We start from the raw sequence: 21,018 nt of genomic DNA on the forward strand, positions 1-21,018 counted from the left end.
TTAGTCGGGCGGTCTAAAAAAAAGTTAATATATATTGAGTCTGCTCATATTTTTGAGATGATTATAAATTGCATTCTGGGCACACAACTTTTCCTACAATCTTTCGTGAAGTGCCATTAACTTGAGGACGCGATCTCTTGGTTGTTTATATAATTTTTATCATTCTGTTAATCTCGGTCCTTTTCGTTGGCCTACAACTGATGAAATATCGCAGTGAAGTTATTCAATTAAGACACAATCGAGACAGATACAAAACTATTGGTCAAATTGTTAAAAGTATTAATGCCGGCATGTCTTCAGAGAGAATTATTCAAATTGCGTTAGAAGAATTAGCCAAAAGATACCCGTTGTATCGCGTGTCCTATTCAACTGTTTCTGAGCAAGGTATTCTCAAAATTTGGCGTTGTTCTACTCCAAAACATATGCCTAACCTCGAGGGGCTAGAAAGTGACCTTAATATAGCGCCAGATTATTTGAAAGAGCTAAACCAGTTCAAACTATTAGCCGTTTCCGACGTATTAACTGACCACCGTTTTTTACCATTACAAGAGCCAATGACAAAGGGCAATACTCGCGCAGTTTTAGACGTTCCGGTTAGTCATAACAAAGGGGTAGTAGGCTTGTTTTGTTTGGACTCAAGCGAAAAGCATGAGTGGACTGTCGAAGAGATTAAAATGGTGTCCGAATTAGCTGAGTTTATGGAAATAGCAATTAAACAAGCTGACTACCTTAAGCACAAAGAAGATATGGCTATTCAATTAGAAGATTATAATAAGCGCTTGGAAATAGAAGTTAGAGAACAAACCAAAGAACTACAATACGCCAAACAAACAGCAGAGCAACTTGCCATGACTGACGAGTTGACCCAATTACCTAATAGACGCGCTTTTTTCTCAGCCGGTGAACAACTTTATTTACAAGCCAAACGACATGCTAGCTCGTTTTGTGTGGTCACCTTTGATATCGATAAGTTTAAAGACATCAATGACAACTACGGCCATGAACTAGGCGATATCGCGCTAAAAGAGATGGGTGAGGTGTTAACCTCAATATCACGCTCCTCCGACATCATTGGCCGTATTGGCGGTGAAGAGTTTGCAATGATATTAGCTGATACAGAAATCGCTGGGGCTATTCAATTTGCTGAACGCTTGCGGGTACTTACCCAGCAAAATACTATGAACACTTCTAAGGGCGAAATTCAATTCACTATTTCAACAGGCGTTGCACAATTTAGTGAGCAAGACGACTCATTGAAATCAGTCATAGCTAGAGCCGATACCGCGCTTTTTGTGGCAAAAGAACGAGGCCGAAATTTAGTAATATCAGAACTCCAGGTTAAACGTTAATTTTCATAATAAGTTTAAAACTCGCCTCTTAGATGTTTTAGTTTTGCGAGCTTGCTTATATTTCATCATTCATTTAAACCACAGAGGCGGGCAGTTCAGATACCATCCAACCTATTGTTGTTACCGCCCCTGAATACATCAATATGCCGGCATAATTGCTCATGATTATTAGCGGAATAAATGGCAGAGCTAAACTCCATGCCAGTAACTTTCTGTGCATAGGCGATAAGGTTAAGCTGCGGGACGTTTTGTTGTTGGTTTTGTTGGACAGTTGCTTGCGCCTTGGGTCGGTGAGGGCAAGCAAAAAAATAACCAGTAAGCTGAACGCGATAAAAGGCAGCGTCATAATTAAATGGTTCATTTTCTCACCTCTACATCAGATATGGTTGGAGTCCAAACATCACTTTCTTGGCTTTCCTGTTGACATTTTTTATGCAGAGCGAAAAAGCACCAAAGAGCGCAGGTAAGCAGTGCAAAGTCGATAAACAACATGTCCATCATGTTGAATTTCAAGGCCTCTAACCAACCTACATGTGAGCTGCTAAAGCGTAATACCGGTAATATTAAACAGAAGATCCCATTTCCTGCCAGCAATAAAATTTTGAGTTGTTTGAGGTTCTTCATAGACAAGCTAACTAAACTAATTAATGCGGCGGCAATCACGAACGAATATTGGGTCCATAAGCTTTGACTCGCCCCCATATTGCCACTAACAAAAAAGCCAAAGGCACTGACTAGTGAACACAGGGGAAGGCCATAAAAACCCCACACGCACATTCGGCTAAACCAGCGCCAACTGGTTTGGCTTTTTTCATTTCTATGAGCATAAAGTTGTAGACCTGTGATAGTCACGTAACAAGCGGCTACGCCTAGACTTATCCACACAATTTTCGACATTAGCCCGGCAAAGGTACCAAAGTGAATGGGATAAATTAATGACAAAATATCACTTGATACTGAGGGTACAGTGCCGACTAAGGGTTTGTGCTCAATGAAATCACCATTAGTGCCATCATAAACTAATTGTTCGTATCCAACCTTGCCTTCATTTGGCATAAAGAAAGCCAGTAAACTAGCCGACTCTGTGCCCATATGAGAGATGGACAAATAAGAGGGTACTGATGATTGTCGTGCTGCTGCATCTCTGACCATAGTTGTAAAATTAGCAGAAGTCATTGGTGCTTCGCTTTTGTGCTGTTGCTCGCCTACCAAAGCATACATAAGTGCTTCTTGATCACCGCCAAATGCCACCATTCCCATGGCAGGCAAACCAAACGCAGTGGAAAAACTGAAAAAGCTGCCGGTGAACGCCAATAAAATAGCGAACGGAATACTCCAGGTGCCTGCCACTGTATGAGAGTCACGTTTGAGGGGCTGGCCGTCACGTTGCTTGCGAATCGAAAACATATCGGTAAACAAATGACGGTGCATCATAAATCCAGACACAGAAGCAATTAACATTGCCAGCCCTAAAATCCCGGTGAGTATTAGCCCCCACGGAGCCGGAATATGCAATTCAGTATGAATGGAAACTAAAAATCGACTTAAGGCATAGGTATCGTCTTGGGCGAATATCTCGCTACCAAAACCGGTTTCTTTTGAGATGGTTTGACCCTGAGAATTAACTAAATACTGAACGCCATACTCGTCCATATCACCCGATGGATTTTGCTTGTGGGTGTGGAAGAAATACACCAATTGTTGCCTATCGTTTTCATAAGCAGAAATTTCATCTAAATACTCTACAGGGGTTTGGTCAGCTAAACGAGAAACGGTTGCATGGACATCAGAGGCAACTAACAGATTTTTATGATAATTACTGTTTGACCATTCGCCAATTTCATCGGCAACCACCGCTACTGTACCAGTAAATATAACCGCATAAAGTAACATTCCTAATACAATGCCAGACCAAGAATGAAGGCTAAGTAAAGCCTTAGCTTTAGAACGCAAGGGTGGAGTATTGTCAGTCATAAAGGTTAACCTAAAAATTGAAATGCAAGAATGGCACTGTTGGCAACAAATAATGTGGCAAGCAGCCATTGGGCTTTTTGCAGGTTTGTTGTCAGGTAAGTGTAAAAAAACAAAATCGCCCAAATGAGCGGAAACATAAACATCGGCATCATGATGTTATTCACATGGCCTGCTCCAGGTGGAAACCAGACAGCCATGGCGAGCATAAATAGCAAAGAGACCACAAGAGTAGCGGGCCCGCTTAGCCAAAAACGTCTGTTTTTAAGAAATTTCAAAGATGATGTACTCATGATTTGTTTCCAATTTTAGCTAATATGAAACACGCTTTTTGTGCCCAATTAGGAACGAAAAAAGAAGCCTATTGGTTACATAAGCTTCTTTTTGTAGCTTTATTAAAAGCCCCAACGCAAGGTTAGGCTATAGTCAGTTGGTGAACCATAAAACGCTTGGTCGGTTCGAACAGAGCTAAGGTATTTTTCATCTGTAATGTTGTCTAGGTTCAGACTAAGTGACACTTGCTCGCTGAATCGGTACTGCACATAGCCACCAATAAGCGCATAGGCGTCTTGAGTAATGCGTCCGAAACCTGTTTGGTAATACATTTCGCTTTGCCAACGAACAGAAATACCGGCATTGAGTTTTTCTTGCCAAGTCGGTGAGTAGTCAGCCATTAACTTCAAGGTTCTGCGCGGAATAAATGTGCGAGCTTCATCACCGTTTTCATCGTCCATGGTTAACGCGGTAAAGCCACCTTGGAGTGTCCACTCCTCTGAAACCTGACCTGACACTTCTAACTCAAAACCATTAGAGTCGACGTTTACACCGCGATACAGTGAATAATCAAAGTCATCTGAATAATCATCATCGTCAACGCCGTCACCGTCGCCATATTCGATAAATTCATACAGGTTTTCCTGTTCGGTGCGAAAAACGGCTAAACTGACTAATAAGTTGTGTTCAAAACGTTTTTTAATGCCCATTTCATAACTACGACCTTCAGCAGAGCCTAGGGGCTCAAGATCTTCGTTTAGATAATACTGAGGTTGATAAATGTCGCTGTAACTGCCATAAACATTTAGACCTTCCATCGCTTCCCAAGTAAAACCAATATATGGGCTGGTGCCATCTTCAGTGGTAGAAGTGGATGCGCCCCAAGATTCCCCTTCGTTTTCATAATCAACAAAACTTGCGCCTAACACAAAATCGAAATTCTCTGTAACGGCTAGTTGAATTGAGCCGTAAAAACGATTTAAGGTGACGTCTGTATAGCCAGCTTGATAAGGTTCTGCCCAGTCAGGTCTTGCCACTTCGGTTCCCGTCCAGCCGGGTAGGGCAGGCATAACGTCGAAACCGCTCAGTGCGCCGAATTCTAAATCGAGAGTTTCAGAGTCGGCGAGGCTAACTCCTAGATTGAACAAATGTTCCATCCCCCACGCTTGAAACGTGCCTTGTAAGGTATTGTCCCAAATTAAGATATCGTCTTCTGCGTAAAACTTGCCGGGGTAACCCAACATGCCTAAACCTGTTTCGTGATCTAAGCCAGTATTGGAATAAGCATAAAATAGCTCAGAATTATCTTCGTATTTGGTGTAGTTCAACTTACTGGTGAAATTGAGATCATCAGTGATGTACCAACTTAATTCTGCAAACGCAGTTTCATTCAAGGTATCCCAATACGTCCAGTTCATGCTGGTGGACTCAGAAACCGCAAAATCAGTTTGGGTACCATCTGAATAAATCATTGGAACCGCACCCCAAGTCACGCCATCACTGTTGTTATCTTGATAGGTGTAACCAAAAGTAAGAGTGACATCATCGTTAATTTGACCATCAACAACACCGTATACAACTGTGCGGTTATTCTCGTAGCGATCCAACCAGCTTTGTTTGTCTTGGTGCACGACAACCGCGCGGGCGGCCCAGCTTCCTGATTCAGTTAATGGCGTTGATACATCCACAACTGCGCGCATATTTGACCAACGGCCTAAGGTAACGGCAACACTTGCTTGGGGATCATTACTTGGGCGTTTTCTAACGTAGTTTACCGTACCTGACGGGTTGCCTAAGCCGGTTATCAGCCCGTTAGAGCCGCGAATAAACTCCACCTTTTCATAAATAGCGGTATCAAGATCGCCCACGAAAATATCACCAAAGGGGATGCCCGAGCCGTCTACATGCATACTGGTTATGTCAAAACCGCGGGCGTTAAAATAGGTGCGGTCTGTTTCTGTTTGGTCAATGTTGATACCCGTAACCTGCCTAAACAAGCTATTGATATCACTCAAGTTGTATTTCGAAATGGTGTCATTTTCGATGATTGACAGAGATTGAGGGGTGTCAAAACTATCTAGACCTAAACCTGTTGCCCCAGAACTAATTCGTTGAATGCGGCTTTCAACAATACGAATAACCTCAATGTCGTTTTCGGCTGTGTTATTCGTGTCTTCATTGTTTAAATCTGCTGCTTGCGCATGCATGCCTAACGCCAACATCAACGGTGATAATGCAAAAGTGTGCCTTTTATTCATAGTGCTCTCTGAATGTGAAGTGTGATTAATAAAGCGGGGTCATTATAATCATTGATAAACGTATTGCAAATGATAATCATTGTTATTTGTATATGGTGTTGGTGTTGTGCTCACAGTAATGAAGGTACTGAGTTGGAAGTGATGTTTGCTGTGCGGTTAGATTAATTCCCTAAGTAAAAAATGGCGGCCAACTAGGATAGATAAACCGCTCGCTCATCGAAAAAATCGACAGGGGAGGTACCGATGAAAAACTTAACGGCTCAGGTAATCTAGTAAAAGTGATCTAGCAAAAGTGCTCTATCAAAAGTAAATTTGGAATGGCGTCGTCTTCAATCCAGATCAGCGCATTCTGACCCCATTGTTTAGCTATATTTATGGCCTCTTGTTTATCAATATTGAGTACTAGCAGGCTCTTTTCTGCGGGCCAATGTCCTTTTGGATCTCGCCCTTCGCCGTTGATGAATTTGAAACCTAATTGCTGTATTTGGTTTTTTAATTGGGTGTGTGCATTGCGGTTTTGGGACTCTGGGAGTAGATGGCTACGAGGATTGTATGCGCTGATAAAGGCCGCTTGTTTGCAGTCCTTTTGATACATTAATCGTTGTAAGGCGTCACAGTATTTATCGACCAACATAACAAACTGGTTATCTGCTAATCCATCAGCAAAAACAACATATTCAGCATTTTTGTAAGCGGCTAATAAATCTTTATCCATGTTCAACCACCTCCGTCGCCTCCGCCCCCATCTCCGCCGCCATCACCTTCGCTTCCCCCTTCGCCATCGCCCTCTCCATTGCCGTCTCCACCTGCTGAAGCGGAAAATTGTTTAATGAATAAATCCGCCTCTTGTAAAATGGAATAATGTTGTACGTGGCCTGCTGGATTTAGATTAAATACTAAACCTTTAAACATATGTTGTGGAATATTAAGGCCAATAGGTTGAAAAGCAGCATAGGCTCGTTGCCACAATTCAGAGTACTTTGCGGATTGTAATTGAATTTCTGGCAGCATCACAAAGGTGGTTTTAAACAGTAGTTGATGCTTTTTAAGTTCTGCAGCTTCCCATAAAGTACCCGGTCGGTCAGAGGGAAGCATTAAAATGTGTGTAGCCCTGTGCATTAAATCTAAGACGTTAGACTGCCATTTTTCTTCTGTACTTTGCACTCTAGCTGCCCCTGCAAATTCACCAGGTACGCCAAAGGTAATGAGCAAAATATGCGGGGACAAAAAATGCGTAATAGCGGTTTCGAAATCTGTGTCACCTACCTTTAATGCACCAGTGGTTTCAAACGCTCTTAAGTACAAAATAAATTCTTTTGGTGGGACGCCATCTCTTTTTTGCTGAGTCGACAACATATCACCTGCCGCTTTGTCTAACTTTTTATGGATGCACACAAGCGCTTTTTTTCTTCTTTTGTATTCAAAATAAATACCCAATAAACATATAAACAGAGCGGCTAAAGCGCAATCAACTAGAAAGTCATAATAGTCAAACGCCATCATTACGCCATTGAGTATTGCCAGCAGCAGCACAGCACTGGGAAACAGCATGTTTAATTTCCCTGCACGGATAACGGTTGGATCAGTAATATGGATAAATTTGTTAGTCAGGCTGTGAAAACCAAAATCCAATAGCGTTTGAATATATTCTGTATTACTTGCATATTGATGAGCGGACGGTAGGGGATTGTTCAGTCTGTTATTTGATGCATCTGAAGGTTTAAATTTAATTATTTTGTAGGCAGGAAAAAAATAATAGAGCATAAAAATAAGATGTAAAAAAGGCAAGATTACAAAAATTGAACTGGGGTATTTTGTGTTTTCTTCGCTTAAAAACACAATACTTTTACTGTCGAAATTCATGCTGAACATAACAAAACTATGAATCATGATGAAAACGCCAATATCGAGTCCTATATTATTTTTAGCATGTTTGCCGATTAATTCAGCGAAGGATAGCGCTGGTTTGGTCTTTTTGGTCTTGGTTTTTTGATAAAACCCAGGCGCGTTGCTAATAATCTTGATTATTTTATAGGACTTTAATTTACCTATTTTTTGGCTACCAACGTAATCTATTACCCTACGACCGTTGCTGTCAGTTTGATTAGCGTTCGCACCATTTTCAAGGAGCAGTTTTACAGTCTCGATTTCACCTTTAGCACAAGATAACATGAGCGCTGTTCTGCCTAACAAGTTAGCTGTGTTCGGTTTAGCTCCTGCTGCCAATAATTTTTTTACGATATCTATCTGTTTGTGTTTGCAAGCGGTCATTAGTGGTGTAAACCCGAAAAAGTCTTGTTCTTCAATATCGTGTTCAATTGTTAATAGAATATCCAGCGCTTGTTGATTGCCCCGTTCACACGCAAATATCAAGGGGCTTTGACCTGTCGCATTTTTTACTGATATTGCTGTTGGGTCTGAGATTAAATCTTTAAGTTCAACGAGGTTATTTTGTGTTATTGCACAGAATATGGGGGCGTGATTTTGATCCGTCTGTTCTTCACCTTTTTTTGTTTTAAACAGAAGATTAAACATATTGTTAGCTGTTTAGAAACGTATTTAAGTTAAAAAAAGCAACCAATAAATGTAGCACCATAAAAATAATAGGTACTTGAGACTCAATGGACGTGAAAGGTTTGTATTTCTGTTTATTTTGCCCCTCTTCTAAGGCTTGCCACTCGGCTGTATATGGCGCTAAAGGCAGTTGCTTTTCTATTTCCAGTATCACTAAAAATTTTGCAGAATTAAGTGCTTTATATAAGAGGATCAACTGACGCCACATGAAACTTGCGATTATGCCAGCAATTGACAGTATGACTAAGGAAATGACTTTATCGTCACCTTGAAAGTTGAAGTAGCTTACAAACGAAACAATGATGGTGTTAATGCTAATAAAAAAACTATTTGTTGTTTGTCGACGATTACTAATATTCTCCGTTGCGGAAACACACATTTTATATTGTTCAAGGATGCTTTCCTGACATGTCTTGTCGCCAACAATGGATGAATTGAATAATGTCTCTTTGATAGAATGTTGCGTCATGGCTAAATTTATATCCTTTTTGATTTAGTATCGAGCGCTTGATTTTTATACTATTCCATTTTTAAAGTCTAAGGTAGCCTAGGCTGCTTTAATTTTTATCTTAAACAAGAAATAATCGGCAAGAAATAGCTAGGCTATTGAGGGAGGTTTATCGCTTTCGTCAAGGTGATCTTATTTTTCGCCGTGATGGGTTATGCGAATGGGCATCCCACAGGGATGCCCTCTGACTTATTTGTTTTTGCGTTGTGCAAATGCTTTTTTGTTGATCTCTGCAATCTCAAAAAATGCTTCATTGGCCACCAACACGCTCATGGAGTAATGTGCAATTTTCCAAGTGTCAGCTTGTTTAATCACCACACCAGTGCCGCGGAATCTTCCCCACTTTGGTGAGACTATTATTTCGTCGAACCATGCTGTGTTGCCACTGTCTGCAAAATTTATATGACGTTCAACGGACTTATACGTCCATCCTGTGCCGCCCTTAAAACGTTCTTTAACGTAGGCATCCAAAGTGGTGGGGCGACTCCATCGTTCCCAATCATCAGTTCCCATAAAGACGCCATTTTGAGTGAAAGCACCAAGGTAGGCATTCAGATCCGCTTGGCTTGCTGAGTAATGAAGACCGTCCATCAGTTTGTTAATCGACTCAGTGTTGTCTGTTATTGCTGATGGTTGCGGTCCAGCAAAACTGACACTGCTGAAAGACCAAAAAGCTATCATCACAATAGCGGCAAATCGTTTCATCATTATTATCCTGTTAAATGGCGGACAACTGCACGAGCTAGTTTTTAATGCTAAGTGCAATTGTCCGATTATTCGCTTATCAGCCTGCTTTGATCAAGCAGGCCAAATAAGCGATTTTTAATTGCGTTAACCTGTTAATAGTTACCGCGGAAGGTTAACCCAACCGTGCGAGGTGTCACACGAATAGTAGCAGGCTGATCAAAAGGCGGTCTGCCTATCGCCCGCACCACACCATCATCGTCGAACAAGTTATTTGCAAACAACGACACTTCAAATTCATCAAAGCGCACACCTAAGCGTAAATTAGCCACAGTATAAGCATCCATTTTACGATAGTTGGCAGCCTCTTCGTTAAACTCAGTAGCACGGTCTCCTGTGTACTGCACATTAAAATACGCGAAGCCCATGTAGTTTTGGCTTAACGCGCGCTCATAATCTGCACTAGCATTAAAGGTCGTTTCTGGTACGAACGGAGCTGAATCACCTTTTAACGCAGATAAATTAGGCACATCTGCATCCAAAGTACTGTTGATGTATGCACCGCCTAAAGACAACGTCAAGGCGTTAACGGGTTTCATACTAAGTTCAAATTCTATCCCTTGGCTGGTGGCTTCGCCGACATTTTCACGGAAACCAAAACCACACTCAAAGGAGCGGCTGGTTTGCATATCGCTCCAATCAATATGGAAAACAGTTGCGTTATAACTGAACATACCATCACTGGACACGCCTTTTATACCTGCCTCGTAATTCCAAATTTCATCTGGTTTAAAGAAGCGTGTATCGCCGCCTTCACGTTCAACTTGAGCCAATTCTTCAGAACATACTGATTCAGGAATCGCGCCGTTGATGCCACCGTAACGGAAGCCTTTCGCAGCTTGAGCATAAACCAAAACTTCGTCATTTAAACGATATGACACGTTCAGTTTCGGATTCACGCCATCAGTGGTACTTTCAGGTCGAATATCACCGTTTGATTCACCGTTGAACAAACCAGACTGGTAGAACTCGATATTTTGTTTCCAGTTGAAATAACGTAAACCGGCTGTGATAGAAAGATCACCAATGTCGTAATATGCTTCACCGAATAACGCATAGGTCTCTACGGTTAGATCGTCAAAACCGTAGTACAAGTGGTCCTCTGGTGCGCCAAAGGCCGAAGAAGGCACGCCTAATATTGCGTCCGCTCCTGGAACAGGAAAGGTGTTTTCATAAAACACATCTTTTTTATCGGCATAAGCACCCACAGTCCACTGCAACTTATCATCGGTGGTTGAGGCTAAGCGTAGTTCTTGCACCCAGACTTCAGAGTCAGTGAAATCGATGAGTTCGTGTGGCGTGACCTCGGGAGGAAGCGCCGACTCAAATAATAAATCTAACGAACGTCTGTTAATGATCGAGCGATCAAAATACGAAGTAGAACTGACCAACTCTGCCCACTCTAAATCATATTTTAAGGTTAGATTGGCAATATTTACTTCATCATCAAAGCCATCGAAAGACGTATAGTTTCTGGTTAAAAACGGGGTAGAGTCGATGTCTTGTGGATAGCCATTATCTGAGTAGTTATGGTGAAGTAGGGTTAATTCCGCACGCAAATTGTCGGTAGGGAAGTACAAAGTCGAGATTTTAGCGCCTTTCGATATGCCATCGTTAAGATCTTTTTCGCCAGTGACTTCATTATCGATGTAACCACCGTTGTCCATGTAATAGCCACTTGCACGAATGGCCAACTGGTTTTCGATGACCGGGGCATTGATCAGACCTTTCACCGAATAGTTTTGTGAACCATGGCTGATAGAAGATGCAGTGGCTTCATAGCGACCACCAAATTCGTTAAGATCAGGCTCGTTTGAAACGAGTCGAACCGTACCTGTCATTGAACCTGCGCCAAATAGAGTCCCTTGAGGGCCGCGCAATACTTCTACACGTTTCAAATCAAACAATGCAAACTCTGGGTTCATGCCGCCCATGGAAATTGGAATTTCATCCATATAAATGCCGACAGTTTCTTGGTTTTGCGTATCGTTGTCATTACCGCCACCATTAGCCACGCCACGGATAGATAAACGGGTTCTTCCCGGACCGTTTTGGTAAGAGGTTAAGCTTGGCACTACGCCTAATAAATCGGTAAAGTCGGCAGCGCCTAAATTATCAATTAGTTCGTCAGTTACCACGTTAATGCTAATTGGCACATCGTTCATATCTTCTGAACGTTTACGAGAGGTCACTAGCACACGCTCGACCTCAGCATCATTTGCTCCAGTTGCGTTAGATTGCGCGTACAGACTCATTGGTGATAAACAGGTAGCGACGGCTATAGCCACTAGGGTTTTGCTCTTTAAAGAAGGAGCAATAGAAAAAGGTGTAGTTGTTTTTTGATGTGTCACTGTTGTGAATCCCTTGTGTTTAGGTTCATATAATTAGTCTTTGGGAAATGCATGTGCATTGACGTATTTATCATTATCTCTGTTATGGATGATTGGTGTGTTTATTTAAGTGTTGTTAATCTATAACTAAGCGTTACTAACGACGAGCTAATAACTAAAAGCTAAGTGATGCCACTTATTTAAAGCAAAAGATAAAACTGCACTGGAAAAGTTTATCAGTAAAAATGTGCTAAGCAAACCTCTCCAAGTGCCTGAATGCTTTAAGTTTTTTTAAAAACTCAAATTGGAAAATATATTTCCCTAGATGTGCCTTATCATCTTAGTCTTAAAACGGTTTTTCGCTTTGATTGAGCTGATTTATTAATCAATGAGAGTGATTTTACTGACAACCACCTGCTCAGTTAATAATTGTCCTTCCACATAGGGATTGTCGTGAACTCGATTCGCAGGCATTGCCGCAATTTTATCTACCACGTCCATTCCCCCAATCACTTTGCCAAATACTGCAAAACCTAGTTTATCAGGGTGGCGTAATCCGCCTGCATCCAAATGCGGGTTATCTAAGGTAGAGATAAAAAATTCTGATTGCGCTGTTCCTAAATCACCACGGGCAAAAGAAACCGCGCCTCTTGTGTGAGTGAGAGTGGTTTGTGCCGTTGATTCGTGAGTGATTGCTGGTAGCGGAGCATCGAAAGGCTCATCAAGTGCCGCGTTTAAGCCACCTTGTAGAACCGCGATTTTCAGAGGGTGGTTATCATTGCTGTGATCAACAGTACGATAGAAGGTCAAGGTTTTAAAATGCCCGCCTTTTATGTAAGCAATGAAATTGTTCGCGCTTATTGGCGTGTTATTTGTGTCTAACTCAATTTCAATATTGCCATATTCAGTGGTCAACACAGCAACCGGAAGCTGAGCTTTTTTGGACGTCGCACAAGCGCCGAGTAACAAGATGCAAATGCAGAAGGTTAGAAAATACGAAGAAAACGTTTTAATTTGGTATGTCATTGATACATGTCAGTTTCGTTATTTGCCCTAGCTTAGCAAATATCACTAAACCTGAAAACCTGAGGAAACCCGCAGGTTTGTTCTGACCCCGCAGTGTCGCAGTTCTTTAGTCATAGCTCGCTAAAAACGTTAATTTAGCCAATTAAGGCTAAATTTGCGTATTTAGCCTATTTGGGCTAAATTAATACTGAGGCTCAAAAGAAGGAATTAGTGTGGAATACAATCAAAAACCCATCGCCGTGATTAGTGGGGATGTGGTTAACTCGACCCAATTAACTGCAAAACAGTTTGACCAACTACTGCAACGCATTAAAGACATCCAACAATGGATCAGTGAGGTAAACAATTTAAACACACATAGTATTAAACGTGGTGATGAATTTCAGACCTTGATCCATGATATCTCAAACGTATTGAGATATACCATTGTCTACAGAGTTGGCATAAAAGCCCTTGGTAAAGATTTTGATAGCAGGATTAGTTTTGCCATTGCTTCAAATGCACAATTGCGTGAATCAGTCTCTGAATCCATGGGGGAAGCATTTGTGCTTTCTGGTCGCGGTTTAAAAGCGTTAAAAAGTGATAGGTTGCTGTTTAGTTCTGATCGTCCTGAACTCACGGATTACTTCGATTTACTATTTAAATACCTTGATCGACAACTTACCGACCTGACACCACGCCAATGTGAAGTGATGCTTCCTATGCTTCAAACCAATCAAGAGTTATCTGTTAGCGACTTAGCAGGTAAATTAAATGTTGCTATTGCTACCGTTAGCAAGTCACTCAAAGCCTCTGGGTGGCCATTAATTGAAGCGTTAAATTATCGATTTGTACAACAATTAAAGGTAATTGAAGATGTCTGAATTTTTTAGTCTGCTGATTTCATTCTTATTGGTTCACATTATTTGTGACTTTTACCTGCAGCCAGCCCGCTGGGTAGAAGCCAAAAAGCAGCGCACCTATCGTAGTGTAGAGTTGTACTGTCATGCACTGCTGCATGGAGTCGTATTGATCTTGCCAGCATTGGTGTTAGACATTCATTGGCATTTGACCGCGTACTTAGTGGTGTGGGTAACAGTGACTCACTTTGCTATCGATCTGTGGAAAGTGACTAGCGCGAATGGTGATAAGCTGTCTCACTTTATAATCGATCAAACATTACATGTCACTGTACTCGCGGTAAGTGCTTTCTACCTTGTTGACGGCATCACTATTAATGCAGTATTAAAACATGAAAAGCTCTCAGCATGCGTTCAAGTGATTTTTGCGTATTTGTTGATTCTCAAACCAACTTCCATTGTGATTAGTCAGGTCCTGCAAAAATATACTCCATCGGGCTTTAATCCAGACGAATCAACACCACAAGACCAACCATTGAGCAAGCAAAGTAAACCTGAGATCACAGGCCTTGTTGCTGGTGGTGAGTTAATTGGTTACTTAGAGCGAGTATTAATATTGACCTTCACCCTTGTGGGGAGTTACGCCGCCGTTGGGTTTGTATTGGCCGCTAAATCAATATTTAGATTTGGAGAATTGAATAAAGCGAATGGTCGAAGTATGACCGAATATGTATTGATTGGCTCTTTACTCTCCGTTGTGATCACAACCTTGGTAGGTGCCATCGTCTCGTTAAGCCTGGGGGTGAAAATTAACTAAAAAATCAAACAAATCAAAGGGGTCAGATCCAACTGGTTTTAACTCAAAGTAAGAAAATCAAAGGCTCTGACCTCGCTGATTTGCCTTCGCAGATTTCGCAGATTCTCGGCAACGCTTCAGATGAAATGATCCTATTATGTGCAGATATTTATCGACAGGTGGGAGATTTTAGAAACTCGTTACACTTATACAAAAGATTAGACAATAAAGCTTTTAGTCAAATTGTCGAACCAGCAAAAAGTTGGTGTAAACAGCACATCACCAGCTTAATGGAAATCGGTGCCACAAAGGCGCAAATGCAGTCGTATTTTAGTAGTAGAGACTCAATATGAAAAAGCAACATCAAGAATTGCTAGTTAGTCCATCACATATAGTTTCATACGTACCATCACTATTCGCCTCATGGATGCAAAACTTGTGTGTGAATCAGCCTCAAAGCCAACCCCTTAGAAACCACGCACAACCGCCAATTACCTGTTTAGCTGAACGTAAAGTAAATACTAAAAATACGCAGCTGTTTACTAAATTAAAGCAGGTCACGGCGACGATTTTTCAGTGGCTTCTCAAGGGCAATGCGACCAATGCATTTTCTACTGAAACGCAAAGGCATGTTCTTCGAATATTTCTCTTAGATAAGAAAAGTTAGTTGAAAATACTTGGGGCAGTTAGCAGCCCCAAAACAAAACATTTTCTAATAATTGAGCACAAAAATTGAGAAGTAATCATGGACCCAAATCTTCTGTACATAACGATGCAAATAAGTCGCGAAAATTCAATTATTGAAAAAGCCGGAAAATCAGCGGACTTTACAAAACTAATTAAACTAGTCAAAGCCCATATTGTGTTAAGTGAAGAATTAAACTCCACAAGCATTTTTGCGGACAACTTGCATAACCTCGAAAAATTACAAGCAAAGTTAAACCGTTGTGAAATCACAGGTGACTTGTGCAAGGACTATCAATGCAATCAAAATATGCGATAAATAAAAAGCACGCAAACGCATACGGCCGTGCACAAATACACTTTCGGTAAAAGCGCATTATAGTAGTAGAGACGTAGTATGAAAAAACAACATCTAAAATTGCTATTTAGCCCATCACACTTAGTTCGGTACGTACAATCACCGTTCGTCTCATGGATGCAGCGCTTGTGTTTGGGAGTGCCTGAAGTTAGCTGCCGCACACGCAGCTTAAGAATAAAAATTTAAGTTTAATTTAAACGATAAAAGCTAAATGGTCGGAATTTTGTGTCAACTCTGGCAGTGTAAGGTTCTCTCAGTGAATCTCAATTTGATATCTGTAGCCCTATTATTAATATGAAGTTATGATAAAAATCTACATGTTTTTAATGTTGAATAATGAATAAATATCCCATTAAGGATTAATGTGTCTTCTGATTATTACAACAACAAAATAGAAGAAATAGCCCCTCAGTATTTGTCGCTGTCTTTCCTCGATGTGCATAACAATTGGGCGCATCATTTAACTTCATTGTTTGAGCAATCTAACGTCTCCATTTTAGATGTGGGGGCAGGGGTTGGGAGGGATGTTAGTTACATCGCGGATTTAGCTGAACAAAAATTGAAAAGTGACCAAAGTTATCAGATTTATGCTGTTGAACCTGCCTTGGAAATGTTGAAAGTAGGTAAGGTAACCACGGGAAATAAAAAGGTTCACTGGATTCAAGACGCTTTGCCTGCTCTTGATAAAACGACAAAATTAGAAGTTAACTTCGATTTGATTTTGTTAAGTGCGGTATGGATGCATGTTCCTCCAAGTCAACGGGCGAGAGCCATTCGTAAACTGGCTAATTTACTTAAACCTGGTGGAAAAATCGTTATTTCACTTAAGCTTGGAATGACCAAAGAAGAACAGCAAAGTCGTCAAATGTTCGATGTAAGTGTTGAAGAAGTCGAACATTTAGCACATAACTATGGTTTGTTTTCCAAATTCGAAGCGCAAAATGAAACCGATAAACTCGGACGAGAAGGGGTTTATTGGCAGACCTTAATTTTGCAGTTGCCAGACGATGGAACGGGCGCATTTCCTTTTATTCGCCATGTTGCTATCAATGATGGCAAATCAGCAACTCATAAACTTGCTTTACTCAGAGTGTTATTGCGAATAGCTGATGGTCACCCTGGTGCGGTCATACGAAGAGAGTCTTTAGCTAGCGGTGACAGAGTTATTTTACCCTTGGGGTTAGTTGCGTTGTATTGGATACATCAATACAAAGACTTAATTGACCATCATCAACTATTCCAAGTACCAAACGCGAAACCGAACATGGGATTTATGAAACCTGACGGTTGGCATAAATTGCGACATAGAACAGCGTCTGATTACCGCATTGGAAACATGTTTACCGGTGAAGATGCCATTGCACTGCATAAAACCCTAAGCGCCAGTGCCTCGAATATCAAAGAAATGCCTTGTCAGTACATTACTCTGCCTAATCAAAAAACACAGGTTTTTGAAGCGACAACTAAATCTGTTAGGGCTAAAGATAGTATTTTCCTAGATTTACCCACATTACAAAAATGGGGCGAATTTTCATTACCTGAAACCACGTGGCTGGCGCTGAGTCGCTATGCTTGTTGGATTGAACCCGTTTTAGTTAATGAGTGGGTGAAAACGATGGCGGCGTATAAAGGCAATTCGGATTATGCCAAGCCTGAAAAACAAGTTTACCTTTATCAAGCACTCAAATGGTTGGATCCACAGCGAACGACGTCTGAAGTTCGCAGCCGTTTTGAGACATTAGCTAAGTCGCAATCAATACAATGTGTTTGGTCTTCAAAGCGTTTAAACCAAAAATATGACATTGATCACAGCATGCCTTTTGCTCGTTGGCCTAATAATGATCTTTGGAATTTAGTTCCAAGTGATTGCAAAGTGAATAATATCAAACGAGATCGATTGCCCTCTGAGCATAAATTAAAGGAAGCAAAAGAACGTATGCAAGACTGGTGGTTATCTGCTTGGTTAGAAGATGATCTTATCAATCAGAAACAACGCTTTTTTGCTGAAGCGAATATAGCATTGCCAGGGTTAACGCCACAAAATGACTCGATAGATGACTTATTTGAAGCTCTGCTGCTCCAACGATGTAGATTAAAGGATATGCAGCAACTCAATGAATGGTAATTTCAGGTATTCGCTTGTTGCATTAATTTTCACATCTTTAGTGAGTTAGAAAAAAGTCACCGTTATTTAGCTAATAACGTATCCCCACTCATACTTTCACATCTTAAAAATAATTGATTCATTGCTGTTGGCGTTCCATTATGTTTCTTACATTAAAAGGGGCTGAAAAAGGAATTTTAAAGGATGAAAGAACAGGACAAAATCGCTTTATTTATTGATGCAGACAATGCGCCTGCTGCAAAAATTGGCATAATTCTGTCAGAATTGGCGCGTTATGGTGTAGTCAATATTCGCAAAGCTTACGGCAATTGGAAAAGCCCTAATATTAAGCCATGGGAAGATGTGCTGCATGAATTCGCTATCCAACCTATCCAGCAATTTGATTTAACCAAAGGCAAAAATGCCACTGATATAGCATTGGTAATCGACGCAATGGATATTCTGTATACCAAAGATGTTGATACAATATGTCTAGTCTCATCTGATTGCGATTTTACACCTTTAGTTACCCGAGCTTTGGCTGATGGTAAATTTGTGATTGGTTTCGGAGAGCGGAAAGCACCTACTGCATTTGTGAATAGTTGTTCGAAATTTCTTTACCTCGATGAAGAACCTGTAGACGAAAAACCAATACCCCATCGAAAGCCTAGTATCAAAAGCGATACGAAATTAATGAATATGTTGCGCCAAGCAATTGAAGCCTCCGAAGATGATGATGGCTGGGCGAACTTAGGCGCGATCGGTAAACATATTGCGAACCACGCATCTTTTGATCAGCGAAATTTTGGGTTTAAAAAACTCAGTGATTTATTTGCTGCCATTGACTTATTTGAGGTGATACAAAAAAACGGTTCAGGTACTTATGTACGTGATTTACGCAAAATGAAAACACACTGATTGATGTTTGCTACTAAAAAAGTTTAGTAGCAAATACAAAAAATCAAAATTATCGCAGTTCACTTTATTAAATCTTATTGCTCGTATAGACTAATATTTAATCAAATCAAGGGACTGTTACTATGCGAAATGTATCTTTCTACCCCATTATTTTCTTTTTTGCCTTTAGTTTATCTGCCTGTGTTGCTGATACTCAAAGTGTTAAAACTTCCGAACTTTCTGAATCAGTTGATCAGGCTTTAGGAGCTGATGATTGGTTGGGGGCAACCTATGATGCTCCGGAAAGTTGGGTTGAGGATAAGGGGCCTGAGCTAATTAAATACACCGCGCCTGAAGGGGATGGGGTGATAGTTATCACTGTGGTGAAAGGTGCCGATGATGCTGCTAAGGCGGCCATGCAAGCTTGGCAAAAATTTTCTCCTGGCTTTGCCCGTGAAGTGCGTTTCATTAACGATGAAGTAGCTAACAATGGTTGGCAACAGCATACCTTTATTGAATATGAAAGCGCGATTTCTGAAGAGCGGGGGTTTTATGCCGTTGTTTTGCGTAACGCTAACGACTGGCATGTGGTGCTGGTTGATTCTAGCTTTGCCGTGTTGGGTAAACGCGGCTCTCAGTTAAACACCTTACTACAAAGTTATACCGTGCTTGGCTATGACGGTGAGAACTTCGCTAGTGCGTCTGCCCACAAACTTGATCCACAAAAAGTAGAGGCGTTGCTGAGTTTTGTAAATGAGTCTGCCAAGAAGTTGAAAATACCCGGTGCTGGGATTGCGGTGATGCAAGATGGTAATGTGGTATATGAAGGTGGAGTAGGGGTGAAAAATATCGCCAGTGGCGAGCCTGTAGATAAAGATACTTTGTTCATGGTGGCTTCGAATACTAAAGGAATGACCACGCTATTGTTGGCTAAACTTGTTGAGATGGGCAAGCTTGATTGGGATGATAAAGTCACCGATCACTATCCTGAATTTAAACTAGGTAGCCAAGAAACCACAGATAAAGTGCTTATTCGTCACCTCGTTTGTGCGTGTACAGGTTTACCTCGTAAAGATATGACATGGGTATTTAATAGTGGGCCAGATGCGCCAGCGTTAATGGCAGTAGAAGATTTAGCCAATGTAGAGCCTACCAGTGATTTTGGTGAGTTATATCAATACAATAATCAAATGCCGGCAGTGGCCGGTTTAATAGCAGGTCATATTCTCTATCCTGACATGGAAATAGGCGCCGCTTATGACAAAGCTATGCAAGAATTTATCTTTGATCCCTTGCAAATGAATAACACCACTTTTTCTTTTGAAACGGCCTTAGCGGGCAATGTTGCTACACCTTATGCAATCAATTTTGAATTTGAGATTGAGGAAGTTGAACAGACTAGTGAGCATGGATTTAATCTGACGATATTGCCTTATCGTCCCTCTGGCGGGGCGTTTTCTTCCGCTTCGGATATGCTCAAGTATCTAGCCAACGAGTTGACGCTCGGTGTCAGTCCGCAAGGTAAGAGACTCTTTGCAGAAACGCCCTTATTGGAAAGACGTTTACCGGGCGTGTCTTCTGGTAAAGATGAATATTACGGGATGGGGCTTTCGACCAAGAAAATCGCAGGGGTAGAGATTATTGAACATGGCGGCAGTATGGCGGGGTATAAATCCCAATTTATTGTGATACCCAGTGCCAATGTCGCCGCAGTTATTTTGACTAACTCCGATGAAGGCTATTATTTAGCTTCTGCATTTCAGCGCAAATTAATTGAGTTGCTCTATAATGCCGAGCCTAAAGCGGCTGACGAAGTGGATGTATTTGCCCTTGAACAACAAAAGATCAATGCATCGCGATTAGACGAAATTGATTTGCCTGGCGATGCTGCGATTTTAGCTAGCTTAGCCACTCACTACGAAAATGATATTTTAGGCGAAGTATCAATTTCAACGGTAGCAGGAGAAACCATCTTCGATCCTGGTGTTTGGAAAAGCGCGTTAACCACTAAAACCAGTTCAGATGGCTCAAATTCTATAGTGATGCTTAATCCAATCATGTTTGGAATGGAGTTGGTTATTGGACAAAGCGAATCCGGTAAACGAACATTAAAATTGATCGATAGTCAGCATTCTTATGTGTTTACCGAAGTGAGTGCTAAGTAAGCTATTTTCTGATTTAGTTTATCGATTGTTTGCTAGGTGGTCAGTCTGCCTAGCGAACGTCTGAATTGTTAATTTTTTATTTTTCTGCTTTTCTTTAAACTACGATTCTTTTTGGGTTTTTTAGATATCTATTGATTGCAAC

At 41.1% G+C, this 21,018-nt stretch carries 18 protein-coding genes; 8 read left to right on the forward strand and 10 right to left on the reverse strand.

Translation table 11 applies throughout. From position 1 onward, the window contains the following. The first annotated feature begins 200 nt into the window (after positions 1 to 200). Positions 201 to 1,349 carry a sensor domain-containing diguanylate cyclase gene (locus KO530_RS10545; protein ID WP_216048368.1) on the forward strand — a complete coding sequence of 383 codons (1,149 nt, stop codon included), beginning with the start codon at positions 201 to 203 and terminating at the stop codon, positions 1,347 to 1,349. Positions 1,350 to 1,422: 73 nt separating this feature from the next. Here the strand turns inward: KO530_RS10545 and KO530_RS10550 are convergent, their stop codons facing one another. The 10 genes from KO530_RS10550 to KO530_RS10595 all read right to left on the reverse strand — a co-directional run bounded on the left by KO530_RS10550 (position 1,423) and on the right by KO530_RS10595 (position 13,033). Next, positions 1,423 to 1,710, reverse strand: a complete 288-nt coding sequence (locus KO530_RS10550; protein WP_216048369.1) for a hypothetical protein — start codon at positions 1,708 to 1,710, stop codon at positions 1,423 to 1,425. After that, on the reverse strand, positions 1,707 to 3,323 hold the full coding sequence (locus KO530_RS10555) for a PepSY-associated TM helix domain-containing protein (protein ID WP_216048370.1): 1,617 nt from the start codon (positions 3,321 to 3,323) through the stop codon (positions 1,707 to 1,709). The genes KO530_RS10550 and KO530_RS10555 overlap by 4 nt, the downstream gene beginning before the upstream one ends. Before the next feature lie 5 nt (positions 3,324 to 3,328). Beyond that, complete coding sequence (locus tag KO530_RS10560) at positions 3,329 to 3,613, reverse strand: hypothetical protein (protein WP_216048371.1); 285 nt, start codon at positions 3,611 to 3,613, stop codon at positions 3,329 to 3,331. A 102-nt stretch (positions 3,614 to 3,715) separates the two neighbouring features. Then, complete coding sequence (locus tag KO530_RS10565; RefSeq protein WP_216048372.1) at positions 3,716 to 5,851, reverse strand: TonB-dependent siderophore receptor; 2,136 nt, start codon at positions 5,849 to 5,851, stop codon at positions 3,716 to 3,718. Between the two features lie 283 nt (positions 5,852 to 6,134). Continuing rightward, on the reverse strand, positions 6,135 to 6,566 hold the full coding sequence (locus tag KO530_RS10570) for a DUF3293 domain-containing protein (RefSeq protein WP_216048373.1): 432 nt from the start codon (positions 6,564 to 6,566) through the stop codon (positions 6,135 to 6,137). 2 nt (positions 6,567 to 6,568) lie between these two features. Continuing rightward, positions 6,569 to 8,386, reverse strand: a complete 1,818-nt coding sequence (locus KO530_RS10575; protein WP_216048374.1) for an ankyrin repeat domain-containing protein — start codon at positions 8,384 to 8,386, stop codon at positions 6,569 to 6,571. A 4-nt stretch (positions 8,387 to 8,390) separates the two neighbouring features. Next, positions 8,391 to 8,894, reverse strand: a complete 504-nt coding sequence (locus KO530_RS10580) for a RipA family octameric membrane protein (RefSeq protein ID WP_216048375.1) — start codon at positions 8,892 to 8,894, stop codon at positions 8,391 to 8,393. A gap of 228 nt (positions 8,895 to 9,122) precedes the next feature. Further along, positions 9,123 to 9,641, reverse strand: a complete 519-nt coding sequence (locus KO530_RS10585; RefSeq protein ID WP_252729093.1) for a nuclear transport factor 2 family protein — start codon at positions 9,639 to 9,641, stop codon at positions 9,123 to 9,125. 131 nt (positions 9,642 to 9,772) lie between these two features. Continuing rightward, positions 9,773 to 12,028, reverse strand: coding sequence for a TonB-dependent receptor (locus KO530_RS10590; protein WP_436792299.1), 2,256 nt, complete (start codon positions 12,026 to 12,028; stop codon positions 9,773 to 9,775). 360 nt (positions 12,029 to 12,388) lie between these two features. Further along, positions 12,389 to 13,033 carry a peptidylprolyl isomerase gene (locus KO530_RS10595; RefSeq protein WP_216048376.1) on the reverse strand — a complete coding sequence of 215 codons (645 nt, stop codon included), beginning with the start codon at positions 13,031 to 13,033 and terminating at the stop codon, positions 12,389 to 12,391. 212 nt (positions 13,034 to 13,245) lie between these two features. On the opposite strand from KO530_RS10595, the gene KO530_RS10600 reads away from it, so the two are divergent. The 7 genes from KO530_RS10600 to KO530_RS10630 all read left to right on the forward strand — a co-directional run bounded on the left by KO530_RS10600 (position 13,246) and on the right by KO530_RS10630 (position 20,876). After that, on the forward strand, positions 13,246 to 13,896 hold the full coding sequence (locus tag KO530_RS10600) for a hypothetical protein (RefSeq protein WP_216048377.1): 651 nt from the start codon (positions 13,246 to 13,248) through the stop codon (positions 13,894 to 13,896). After that, the gene (locus KO530_RS10605; protein WP_216048378.1) at positions 13,889 to 14,689 is read left to right on the forward strand and encodes a DUF3307 domain-containing protein; all 801 of its coding nucleotides are present in this window, start codon (positions 13,889 to 13,891) and stop codon (positions 14,687 to 14,689) included. The genes KO530_RS10600 and KO530_RS10605 overlap by 8 nt, the downstream gene beginning before the upstream one ends. Before the next feature lie 328 nt (positions 14,690 to 15,017). Further along, a complete protein-coding gene (locus KO530_RS10610) occupies positions 15,018 to 15,335 on the forward strand; it encodes a hypothetical protein (protein ID WP_216048379.1) in 318 nt (105 codons plus the stop codon). A gap of 78 nt (positions 15,336 to 15,413) precedes the next feature. After that, positions 15,414 to 15,671, forward strand: coding sequence for a hypothetical protein (locus KO530_RS10615; RefSeq protein WP_216048380.1), 258 nt, complete (start codon positions 15,414 to 15,416; stop codon positions 15,669 to 15,671). Between the two features lie 403 nt (positions 15,672 to 16,074). Next, positions 16,075 to 17,835 (forward strand): methyltransferase domain-containing protein, encoded by a 1,761-nt coding sequence (locus KO530_RS10620; RefSeq protein ID WP_216048381.1) that lies wholly within the window; start codon positions 16,075 to 16,077, stop codon positions 17,833 to 17,835. Positions 17,836 to 18,018: 183 nt separating this feature from the next. Continuing rightward, positions 18,019 to 18,732, forward strand: coding sequence for an NYN domain-containing protein (locus KO530_RS10625; protein ID WP_216048382.1), 714 nt, complete (start codon positions 18,019 to 18,021; stop codon positions 18,730 to 18,732). Positions 18,733 to 18,854: 122 nt separating this feature from the next. Further along, on the forward strand, positions 18,855 to 20,876 hold the full coding sequence (locus KO530_RS10630; protein ID WP_216048383.1) for a serine hydrolase domain-containing protein: 2,022 nt from the start codon (positions 18,855 to 18,857) through the stop codon (positions 20,874 to 20,876). The last annotated feature ends 142 nt before the right edge of the window (positions 20,877 to 21,018 follow it).

The sequence above is a fragment of the Aliiglaciecola lipolytica genome (assembly GCF_018860635.1).
GTDB lineage: Bacteria > Pseudomonadota > Gammaproteobacteria > Enterobacterales > Alteromonadaceae > Aliiglaciecola > Aliiglaciecola lipolytica_A.

What these genes read in the sequence shown, in the direction of transcription:
- KO530_RS10575 (WP_216048374.1), bottom strand. Translation starts at nt 8,386, where the DNA reads ATGTTTAATCTTCTGTTTAAAACAAAAAAAGGTGAAGAACAGACGGAT.
- KO530_RS10560 (WP_216048371.1), bottom strand. Translation starts at nt 3,613, where the DNA reads ATGAGTACATCATCTTTGAAATTTCTTAAAAACAGACGTTTTTGGCTA.
- KO530_RS10610 (WP_216048379.1), top strand. Translation starts at nt 15,018, where the DNA reads ATGAAAAAGCAACATCAAGAATTGCTAGTTAGTCCATCACATATAGTT.
- KO530_RS10615 (WP_216048380.1), top strand. Translation starts at nt 15,414, where the DNA reads ATGGACCCAAATCTTCTGTACATAACGATGCAAATAAGTCGCGAAAAT.
- KO530_RS10630 (WP_216048383.1), top strand. Translation starts at nt 18,855, where the DNA reads ATGCGAAATGTATCTTTCTACCCCATTATTTTCTTTTTTGCCTTTAGT.
- KO530_RS10550 (WP_216048369.1), bottom strand. Translation starts at nt 1,710, where the DNA reads ATGAACCATTTAATTATGACGCTGCCTTTTATCGCGTTCAGCTTACTG.
- KO530_RS10585 (WP_252729093.1), bottom strand. Translation starts at nt 9,641, where the DNA reads ATGATGAAACGATTTGCCGCTATTGTGATGATAGCTTTTTGGTCTTTC.
- KO530_RS10555 (WP_216048370.1), bottom strand. Translation starts at nt 3,323, where the DNA reads ATGACTGACAATACTCCACCCTTGCGTTCTAAAGCTAAGGCTTTACTT.
- KO530_RS10545 (WP_216048368.1), top strand. Translation starts at nt 201, where the DNA reads ATGAAATATCGCAGTGAAGTTATTCAATTAAGACACAATCGAGACAGA.
- KO530_RS10605 (WP_216048378.1), top strand. Translation starts at nt 13,889, where the DNA reads ATGTCTGAATTTTTTAGTCTGCTGATTTCATTCTTATTGGTTCACATT.
- KO530_RS10625 (WP_216048382.1), top strand. Translation starts at nt 18,019, where the DNA reads ATGAAAGAACAGGACAAAATCGCTTTATTTATTGATGCAGACAATGCG.
- KO530_RS10580 (WP_216048375.1), bottom strand. Translation starts at nt 8,894, where the DNA reads ATGACGCAACATTCTATCAAAGAGACATTATTCAATTCATCCATTGTT.
- KO530_RS10570 (WP_216048373.1), bottom strand. Translation starts at nt 6,566, where the DNA reads ATGGATAAAGATTTATTAGCCGCTTACAAAAATGCTGAATATGTTGTT.
- KO530_RS10565 (WP_216048372.1), bottom strand. Translation starts at nt 5,851, where the DNA reads ATGAATAAAAGGCACACTTTTGCATTATCACCGTTGATGTTGGCGTTA.
- KO530_RS10595 (WP_216048376.1), bottom strand. Translation starts at nt 13,033, where the DNA reads ATGACATACCAAATTAAAACGTTTTCTTCGTATTTTCTAACCTTCTGC.